The sequence below is a fragment of the Rickettsia sp. TH2014 genome (genome assembly GCF_019249195.1).
Lineage (GTDB): Bacteria > Pseudomonadota > Alphaproteobacteria > Rickettsiales > Rickettsiaceae > Rickettsia > Rickettsia felis.
This window is the reverse complement of sequence record NZ_MXAX01000239.1, coordinates 1-6,569: the sequence shown is the minus strand read 5'-3', so window position 1 is coordinate 6,569 and position 6,569 is coordinate 1. Positions and strand designations below refer to the sequence as shown.

Genomic DNA, 6,569 nt, shown 5'->3' with positions numbered 1-6,569 from the left:
TAAGATTAAATCTCAACTATTACAAATAATCATCACAACTAAAGATAAATGCAAACCTGAAACGCAAAGCACGTGTGATATACCGCTTTGCCTCATATCCTGCATTATTTGCCTGTTTAAACCTTTCGTCTCACCGAGTAATATCGCAGCTGCAAAATTCCCTTTATCTTTTCCTAGCTTGTCTATTAAATTATTATAAATAAAGATACACACTCTATAAATAAAACTATCAAAATTTGTCTCGTTACGTTCTATAATTTGTGGCTGCGACATGGCATAACCGTTTACCCCTATATCCGATAGATAAGCGTAAAAACCAAAATCATACCCCCCGGGGAGTATAGCGTTTTGCGGCTTATAGAGTTTAGCAAGCAAAGTAATTCTGTCATTTATCCTAATTTCTTGTATATATTTTTTGGTATACTAATTTAACTTTTTGTAAATTACGGTTAATTTTTTCAATCTTAATGTTGTTTAATACTATTTGTCCTCCTATAATAGTCGGTTTATCGATTCTACATTGCTGCTAATTTTTGTTATTATTGGTTTATGAAGTGCTTCGCCGTGTAAATTTGTCATACGATATTTAGAAATAAATACGCCAAAAATAAAAGCAATAATCATCCAATAAGTAAACTGTAAAAATATATTAGAATTTCTAGTAAAGGTTAATATTAAGCAAGCACAAAAAATGAAAAAAATTGTTGTAAATGAAAGCTCAAAATCAAGCGAAAAATAAACAATAATACCATAATGAAACTAACAAAATACCAAATATTTAAATTATTATACTCTGCTTCCAAAGTTATTTTAAAATATTGTAGCATTTTCAATTGAAAGTTAAAAATGTATTATACGTTATATCTATTATATTTTCAATAATTAGAATAAAATTCTCTCGTAATTATAAGTTAAGTTAAATTAACTTATATATTGCTTTTTACTAACTTATTTATTATAATGCCCAACGTTTATGTATATAAAATTTTAATTTAAATTGAGATATTTGTAATGAATAAGTTAACAGAACAAAATTTACTAAAAAAATCAAGATTTTTAAAATATTCTCTTCTGGCCTCTATTTCAGTAGGAGCGATAATCGCAATACCATTTGAGGGTATGGCGAGCAGCAATCAAAAAGCATTATTTCGTGACGCACCCGAAAAGAAATTATCGCTCAGATTGTCACAATCAAACGGAAATAGAGATACGACAAATACACCGCAGCAGATAGGAACAGTGATTGTACCGGAACCGGAAAGAAACACATATACTTCATCTGAAATAAGAGAAATGGAAATATCTAAGCAATCTAAAGCATTTAATCCTTCTAATCCATTAAAAAATATTCCTATAGAGGATCATTATAAAAAGGTATCACGTAGTAAGTCTGTTGTCGGAAAAGCAAGAGGAGTACGACCACCTACTAGAAGCAAAACATTTGTAGGTACTGAAAAAGTAGAGCAAAATCAAAATAATTATACTTCTAAACCGACAGAGCAAACGCCTCAAAAACCAGAAATTATAATAACAGCATCTTCGCCTACTGTTAGCCCAGCTTCAAATGGCTTTGTCACTGCACCTAATACACCAAATACTACCCTGACATCACCAGAACATTATACTACGGCATCCGGTACTCCATCAACACCGGCGACCCCGTATCAGCTTACTCCAGATTCTAAACCAAATGATAATTTGGGAGCTGAGACACCGCCAAACACAAACCCAAAGGTGGTACGAAAACTATTATTTAGTAACGAGCCACAACATACAGTACAACCTAGTACACAAGCTAAACCTTCAGTTCCTCCAAAACCCCTGTTGAGCAGTGCCGAAGTTGCAAAGAAAATGGTAGATAATACATTACGAGTTAATGAGAAGCTAGGAAGCAAGTTAGCTGACGTAGAATCGACAATTAAAAATACCCAAGGTAAAAAAAATAAAAAACCGTTACAACAGCTACAAAAACAGATAGTTTCATCACAGAAAAAAACAAAAGCACTAAAGTTAGAAGCTGAAGAGATAGGAATAAAAATAAAAGCATTAGATGAAGAAAATAAGAGTCTAACCAGTTGGAACAAAAAGATAGGAGAAGTAAAAAATAAGCGTGAATTGGATAAAGATAGTGTAAAATTAAAAGAAAATAATAAAAAAATAGATGAACTTCAGCAAAAGTTAACAAATAAAAACAACGAAGCAAATAGGTTATCTGAAGAAATAGATATTTCAGTAAATAAGGTAGTTTTAATAAAACCTCAAGCAAAAGCTCCGGTTACGGAAATGTCGCCGGCTGGGTCATTCTTAAATCAGCAGCAACAACTAGAGGTGCTTACTCGACAGCAGAAAGTCAATGCTGCTAGACAAGCTGTAGTCGATAAAAAGAGAGCGGAAGCAAATGAAGTAAAAAGAAATAGTGCAGAATCCAAAGAGCTAATAAGTGAAAGAGAGGGAGTTCAATTAGAACGCAATCAACAACATATTGCTGTGGAAAAAACAAAAAAACAGCAACAAGCGGAGGGTAAGCAAAGAACTGAAAGAGAAAAGAAAAGAAAAGAAAAAAATCATCAAAAAGAAAAAGCAAGAGATATAGTAAGAATCAGGGAAGACATTGCAAAAAAAATGCAACAAATATCAAATACTAATACAACATCGAACAGGTCGCAAGAATTAGAATTAAAAGTAGGAGCTATAGAGGATGAAAAGCAAAGACGAGAAGCGCAAAATCAATTATCGAAAATAAAGAAGCAAGAAAAAGATATAAAAGCGACGGCAGATGAAGCTCAAAAAATATTGAATGATGCAAAAAAGGAAGCAAGTAGAACAAAGCTAAAAAAACTGCAAGAGCAAACGGATAATCATGTTGCAATAGTAACAAATGATAAGATTGAAGAAAATATAAAAAAACCAGAGGGACTAGCTCTTGCTCTGTCAACAACTTCTTCTGCTGTTACTATTTCTAACCAGTCGCTAACAGCAAAGCCAACCATGCAATTAAGTGATAAGTTTCAGAGAACTTTGCCGGAGGATGAAGATGAGTACTTAGAACCAATAAAAGTTCAGCACCAACTTTATACAGTAATGTTGTCGAATCAAGAAGTAGCGGACCCTAAAAGTATGGATTCAAGTTTTAAGAGTTTGGAAGGTCAAAATTTGTCATCAGCCTATGATTTCGTGCAACTATCAGCGAGTTGGGATGCAGCGTATAACCAAAGAATGAATACAAAGGCTGAAAATGTACCTCAAGAAACTTTAACTGAAGAAAGTACTTATTCAGTTTCTAGTAAGAAAAAACAAGGTAATATAATAAAGAGAGCTGTATCAAAAGTAGGGTCAATTTTACAAACAAATGATGCAGAGAACAGAAAAAGGAAAAGAGTTGAAGAAACATATCATGCAGAAAGCAGTAAAAGGAAAAGAGATGGAGAAACCTCAAAGCAAAGAACAGTAGATAAAGAGGGGGGATTTGGTCAAGGTTCGGGAAATGGGCATCATAAGGAGCTTATTTTAAGCGTAGATAGTAAATTAATAGAAAAGGCAGCTCAACTTATAAGTGACTTAGAACAGAAGAGAAAGGAAATACAGAAAACAACTATTTCTTTAGATCAAAAATCACGTAATAGAGCTTTACAAGAAATAAATAATAATCAACAGGCAGTAATTAAAATTTCTCAAGAATTACAACAAGTATTAATAAATGACCAGAAAAATATAGAAAAATATAGTACAAAAATAGAAAGAAAATTAGGTGATATTGAAAGAAGAAAAGAAGAAGTGTTGAAAGAGATAGGAGCAGATACACAAGTTCGCCGAGGAGTTTTGTTTGATTTAAATGCTTTAGAATTTTTAGGGTATCAAAATAATCTTACTCAGACATTAGACACAGTTGTTAGGGCAGATAGTAGAGAGCATCCTGTATTATTGAATAACTTACTCAAAGGCTTAGAAAAAAGAAAGCAAGAAGCTAAAATGGTATTAGACCAAGCCATTATACATAAAATAAATAATCCTGATGATAATGAAGTAAAAGAACCAATAGCATTGGTGAATAAATTATTGGAAAAATATGATGCAGATATAGAATTAGTTAAAGAAGCTTTAGAGGATAACAAAAAGAATAATAGAAAGAATAATAATGTACGAAAACCTTTAGAACATTTAGACCTCGCACTTGAAGCAAAGCTTGCGCCTCTAAGAGAATATGATGCTTTAGATGAGGAGCTCCAAAAAGTGATTGCTTCTAAGAAAGATGTTGAAGTAGAATATCGCGCATTACGTAATCAAAAACATAATCAAAATCCAAATACAGACTTAGATAATGATCCAGAACTTACGGAGTTAGCTACAAAACATATAGCTCTAGAGAAAGAACAGTTACAGTTAGAACGAGAGGTGCAACCAAGTATGGAAGAACATACATCTTATTTGTTTAATGATAAGGTTTATTCAGTCCCAAATAGGCCGGTGTTTTCACGACCACAAGATACAGAGATGATATATGCTGTACTTGATTTACCAAATAATGGAAACAACTATTCAGTTAAGGATAAGCCAGTATTTTCACGTTCAGTTTCAGCTAGTAGCCCAAATATATTTGGTAGTAATGAAGATTTATCATGGGATAATACAGGAGATATAGGAGTGGGTCATAGATATGGAGCCGAGGATAGCTGCCCAACTCCGGACCAGTCAAGCTCAAAGATAGCCAATAGTAATGATAAAAATTCAAGCGAAACTAAATTAGCTCTTCTACGGATATATCAAATGGCAGTAATAGTTAAAAGGCAAGAACTGGAACAATTGCCAAGGACAAGCCCAGGAGCTGCTCAAATCGTTCAGCAGATTGAAGTGCTGAGAGAAAAAGAAGAACTTGTAAGTAAGATTTTGAGTAGAGCTGAAAAAGACCCGTTAGCATTTGATCAAGCTTTTTCTTTTGAAGCAATAAATAAAGAGCTTAAGAAATACGATGCAGAAATTCCTATATCCTTGGATCCACAATATAATTCAGACGAAGATATTGCAATTTTAGTCAGTAGTCTAGATGAGGAGGTTGAAAAACTCAATCGTGAAATGGATAAAATTTCAGCGTCGGATGGTAAATCAGAATCTACCTTACCTGCAGGCAATGAAGAACAAGAAGACACAGAAGTAACAGAATCTGGTATTCCAAAAGCAGGAGATAAAGGGTTACTTGCACTACCTGTATCAAGTAATGAGTGTGCATTAGCATTAAGTGATGGTAGAGAAAGGGAATGTTTAGCATTAGGCGATGGTAGCGAAGATGAAAAAAGTTATGATTCAGGATTTGAAGAGGAAGAAGAAATAATAAAGCAATTATCCGATTCCGATGGGGGTAACCTTAAAATAACGGAAGTTGATACGGCTATTCCTCTTAAACAGAAAGCAAAAAAAGAAATGCAAACGCAAATTTCAGAAAATGCTCCTACTTTAAATCAAGCGAAAGTTGTTAATGCTATTGTAAATAATATGATTCGTAACAGATTAGATACATCTATGAATATGTCTAATAATATGGTAGCGGTAGGAGCCGGTGATGAAGAAGAATCTCGTATAAAAAGAGGTTTGTGGATGCGTGGTATGTACGGCACTAATAATCATGGACGCGTAGAAAATATGACCGGTTATAGAGGTACTAACAAAGGTGCTACTATTGGGCTTGATGTTGAAATCGACAATAATATTCTAGGTATAGCTTACAGTAATGTTCACTCAGTATTTAAATTTAAAAATAGCAAAAATAATGACAAAGAACTTATTGATAGTCATGTGGTTTCTATTTACGGACAAAAAGAATTACCGAGGAATTTTGCACTACAAGCTTTAGTATCTGCTTCTAAAAACTTTATTAAAGATAATACAACTTATTCATATGGTGATACTAAAATTAGAAGTAATGTAAAACATCGCAATCATAGTTATAATGCGGAAGCATTACTGAATTATAATTATCTTTTGCAGAACAAGCTTATTATTACCCCAAATATTGGCTTGAGATATGGGAAGTCACGAGATGGAGTATATAATGAAACCGGTATTAACGTACAAGAAATAGCTCTTACAACGAAAGAGAATAATATATTGTCCGGAATTGTCGGTACTAAAGTCAAAGTACCTTTAAAAGATGTTCTAAAATTTAATAATTTAGGTCTAACATTCCAAGGAGCGGTAGAACATAATTTTAAAGAGAAAACCCAAAGAATAAATAGAGTTGTTAAAATATTTGATACTGAATTTAAGCAAAATTATGCAATACCGAAACAACCGAAAACATCCTATAATTTAGGAACGGGTATTATAGGCAGTATCAAGAATACTACTATTTCTTTGGATTATAATTATTATCTAAATAAACATTATAGAAGCCATCAAGGTAGTGTTAAGCTTAAGGTAAACCTATAATTTTATACTTGCAATATTGGCAAAGTTGTTGTATAAAACTTCTAACTTACTGTCATGTCGTAGATTAATTCCATCACTGTCATACCGTGGCTTGTCCACGGTATCCAGAAAAAACTAAAAATACTAATACTAATACTAATACTAATACT

2 protein-coding genes are annotated in these 6,569 nt (G+C 32.9%); one reads left to right on the top strand and one right to left on the bottom strand.

The window, feature by feature from the left end; genetic code table 11:
- Positions 1-12: 12 nt before the first annotated feature.
- On the bottom strand, positions 13-375 hold the full coding sequence (locus tag KYQ89_RS04785; protein WP_256621363.1) for a ComEC/Rec2 family competence protein: 363 nt from the start codon (positions 373-375) through the stop codon (positions 13-15).
- 636 nt (positions 376-1,011) lie between these two features.
- Here KYQ89_RS04785 and KYQ89_RS04780 point away from each other — a divergent pair.
- On the top strand, positions 1,012-6,420 hold the full coding sequence (locus KYQ89_RS04780) for an autotransporter domain-containing protein (protein ID WP_218460639.1): 5,409 nt from the start codon (positions 1,012-1,014) through the stop codon (positions 6,418-6,420).
- Positions 6,421-6,569 lie beyond the last annotated feature (149 nt).

Excerpts from the sequence above, each read along its gene's own strand:
- KYQ89_RS04780 (WP_218460639.1), top strand. The coding sequence starts at position 1,012 with ATGAATAAGTTAACAGAACAAAATTTACTAAAAAAATCAAGATTTTTA.